Here is a 4,135-nt window from a genome sequence, read left to right on the forward strand (position 1 = left end):
CCGACAATAGCACAGCGGTAGCTACGACCGCCTATGTAGATGGCGCTCTTAGTACCAGCAATACATTAACATCAGCGAACATATTTGTAGGTAATGCTTCGAATGTTGCAACAGGGGTTGCTTTGGGTGGTGATGCATCTATTGATAATACAGGGTCTTTGACAGTGAATACGGTTGGGGGATCAACTGCGGCCAACATAGCTACAGGTGAGGCATTGGCCAACTCGGCAACGTCTTCCAACACAGCTAGTGAAATAGTAAGAAGAGATGCCAGTGGTAATTTTGCAGCCGGGACTATCACAGCGGACTTGACAGGCAATGTAACGGGTAACGTGAGTGGCACAGCATCCAATGTTACAGGAGTTGTGACTGCCGCTAATGGTGGGACTGGGGTTGCGAACAGTAACACAATCACACTTGGAGGTGATTTGGTGACGGCTGGAGCATTTTCAACTACGCTTACCTCGACTGCAGCGACGAACGTTACTCTTCCGACCACTGGTACTTTGGCTACACTTGACGGGACTGAGACTTTGAGTAATAAGACCTTATCGTCAAATACAGTGGCTACGACACAAGCTGCTTCCGACAATAGCACGGCGGTAGCTACGACCGCCTATGTAGATGGCGCTCTTAGTACCAGCAATACATTAACATCAGCGAACATATTTGTAGGTAATGCTTCGAATGTTGCAACAGGGGTTGCTTTGGGAGGTGATGCATCTATTGACAACACAGGATCTTTGACGGTGAACACGGTAGGGGGATCAACTGCTGCTAACATAGCTACCGGTGAGGCATTGGCCAACTCGGCAACGTCTTCCAACACTGCTAGTGAAATAGTAAGAAGAGATGCCAGTGGTAATTTTGCTGCAGGGACTATCACAGCCGATTTGACGGGCGACGTTTCAGGTAACGTGAGTGGTACAGCATCCAATGTCACTGGAGTTGTGGCTGCCGCAAATGGAGGTACAGGCGTTGCTAATAGTAACACAATCACCCTTGGTGGTGATTTGGTGACGGCAGGAGCATTTTCGACTACACTGACCTCGACTGCAGCGACGAATGTTACTCTTCCGACCACTGGTACTTTGGCTACCCTTGACGGGACTGAGACTTTGAGTAATAAGACCTTATCGTCAAATACAGTGGCTACGACACAAGCTGCTTCCGACAATAGCACGGCGGTAGCTACGACCGCCTATGTAGATGGAGCTCTTAGTACCAGCAATACATTAACATCAGCGAACATATTTGTAGGTAATGCTTCGAATGTTGCTACCGGAGTTGCTTTGGGTGGTGATGCATCTATTGACAACACAGGATCTTTGACGGTGAACACGGTAGGGGGATCAACTGCGGCTAACATAGCTACCGGTGAGGCATTGGCCAACTCGGCAACGTCTTCCAACACTGCTAGTGAAATAGTAAGAAGAGATGCCAGTGGTAATTTTGCAGCCGGGACTATCACAGCGGACTTGACAGGCAATGTAACGGGTAACGTGAGTGGCACAGCATCCAATGTTACAGGAGTTGTGACTGCCGCTAATGGTGGGACTGGGGTTGCGAACAGTAACACAATCACACTTGGAGGTGATTTGGTGACGGCTGGAGCATTTTCAACTACGCTTACCTCGACTGCAGCGACGAATGTTACTCTTCCGACCACTGGTACTTTGGCTACCCTTGACGGGACTGAGACTTTGAGTAATAAGTCGATAGATGCCGACGCTAATACTATCACCAATATTGAGAATGCCGATATCAAGGCTGGTGCAGCAATTGACGGTACAAAGCTCGCTTTCGACAATACTACTTCTGGGTTAGCTGCAACAACCGTCCAGGCAGCACTTGATGAACTTGACGCTACGTTAGACGGCGTGGCTACGCCCACTCTTACGCAAGTATTATCGGCTGGTAATGCTGCAGGCAATACCTCAATTACTGGTGTGAATGACCTGGGTGCTGTTTCGCTGACACTAAATGGCACCCCAATTACTTCAACGGGAGCCGAACTAAATATACTTGATGGAGTAACGGCAACGGCTACCGAGCTGAACTACGTAGATGTGGCCACTCCAGGCACAGCTGAGGCTACAAAAGCTTTGATTACAGATGGAAGTAATAATATTAGTTTGGGCACAGGTAGCTTGACAGCTAATGGTCAAATCACGGTGGATAATTTGGACCTTAACGGCAATACCTTATCATCCACTAGCGGAGATCTTGTGATGACCGCCACTTCAATTGCCGATATTAACGGTGCCACCGGCGTAACTATTGATGCTGCCACTAGCACGGTTGCTATCAATGCAGCAGCTGGCGCTATCAATATTGGGGATAATGCTGTAGCACAGCCAATCAATATTGGTACAGGAGCTGCTGCCAGAACAATAACATTAGGTAACGGAACCGGTGCCACCGCTGTAAATATTAATGCAGGAACTGCCGGTGTAGTCGTGACTGCGGCGGAGTTTGGTGTATCAGGAAGAGCTACTATTGGAAATACAGCTTTCTTAACGGCGGCGACCTCAAATTCTAGTAACCCGAATAAAATGGGTACAACATCTGCGAGCTCTGCAAATGTCTTTTCTACGGTTGGTCTGGGTGTAAATGGTGATATTATTACTAACGCCAACATTTATGCTTCTGGCGCATTGACATTCTCTGATGCCAGGTACAAGAAAGAAGTTACACCCATCGAAAATGCTACCAAAAATATTAGTCAGCTTGAGGGGGTCACATACTATTGGAAAAAGGATGAATTCCCTGATAACAAATTTTCTGAGGGGAGACAAATAGGACTTATCGCACAGGAGGTAGAAAAAATTTATCCGGAATTGGTCAACACCCTGCCAAATGGATACAAGACAGTTAATTACCAGGCACTAGTCCCCGTCCTCATCGAAGCCATTAAAGAGCAGCAGAAACTGATTGAGAAGTTAATGGCCGACCTCAGTGATGAGAAAACAACTAAGGAAGAGATGAAAGCGGCACTTGACAAACAAATGAAGCTTTCCGAAATGCAAATGAAGCTCATGGCACAGTTGCAAATGGAAAACTCTTCCATGAAGAGTGACATCGACCTTATTAAAGAGCAGATGGGTATCAAGTCAGCGACCAAAACCAATGAATAAGGTACTTGCTACCATATTGCTCAGTTTACTGGCCGCCACTTCGGTGGCAGCTCAGGGGCTCTATACCCCATCGGGCGTTCAGTTGAAAGTTGGAAGCTCGGCCAGCCTCAAAATTGGTGGTGACCTGACTAATAAAGGTCAGGTATATGATGAGGGACTGCTTGTTGTCGATGGTGCTGTCAACAACGAAAACAGGTTGAATATCAGTAATAATGCCTCAACACCACCGGTATTGGACTCCAACGGCCTCATCAACAATACAGGTAATTTGGAAAATGTAGGCCTCATCAGAGTTTCTGGCGATTGGAACAACACGGGTACCTATAATGGGATTGACGGGGAGATTGAATTGGACGGAACTTCTGATCAAACATTCTCAAGTACACCCACCGATGTGCACAGTATTGTGGTGAATTCAACTGGTACAACGCTATTTACCGGAGACACTGTGCGGGTCGTCGGAATGATCAACTTTGTTAATGGTTATGTGGACGCTAACCCCGGAAGCTATTTGGTCATTGAAGATGGAGCAGAGGTGCTTGGTGGCAGCGACAACTCTTACTCAGAGGGAAAATTTTATCACCGGGGGCTTGGGTATAAATTTTTTCCAGTGGGAAATGACGCACTCTATTTACCTGTTTATCTGGAGAATGTTTTTGGTGAAAACCCTCTCATAGGTGTGGAAGTTGGTGCTTTTTCACAAGCGCCTTTTCCGGATCGGCTTTTGGTCGGCGTTGCCGAGGACTACTATTGGGATATTGAAACTGCGTTGGGTAGATTTGATAGCAGCAAAGTAACCGTCGACTATGTTGGCGCTGACCTCGAAAGCAGCCAGAACCGAAATGACATTGCATTTGATAGCGCCACGCCTGCAGGGCAAACGCATTTAAAAAAAGCTGGGGTTGTTGTTGGATATTAGAGTCAGCAAGACCTTGCGGCCTTGGCAGAGGTCTCATATTTGATTATATTTTTTTTTTAAAATGCGGCTCCGTCTGAGC

General features: G+C 47.0%; 2 protein-coding genes. Both read left to right on the plus strand.

Annotation, left to right across the window (positions count from 1 at the left end; all coding sequences use genetic code 11):
- A partial coding sequence (locus GC130_RS25420) for a tail fiber domain-containing protein (RefSeq protein ID WP_152001187.1) occupies positions 1–3,137 on the plus strand: 3,137 nt, incomplete at its 5' end.
- Positions 3,130–4,056 carry a hypothetical protein gene (locus tag GC130_RS25425; protein WP_152001188.1) on the plus strand — a complete coding sequence of 309 codons (927 nt, stop codon included), beginning with the start codon at positions 3,130–3,132 and terminating at the stop codon, positions 4,054–4,056. The genes GC130_RS25420 and GC130_RS25425, both read left to right, overlap by 8 nt.
- The last annotated feature ends 79 nt before the right edge of the window (positions 4,057–4,135 follow it).

Source organism: Imperialibacter sp. EC-SDR9 (assembly GCF_902498805.1).
Classification (GTDB): domain Bacteria; phylum Bacteroidota; class Bacteroidia; order Cytophagales; family Cyclobacteriaceae; genus Imperialibacter.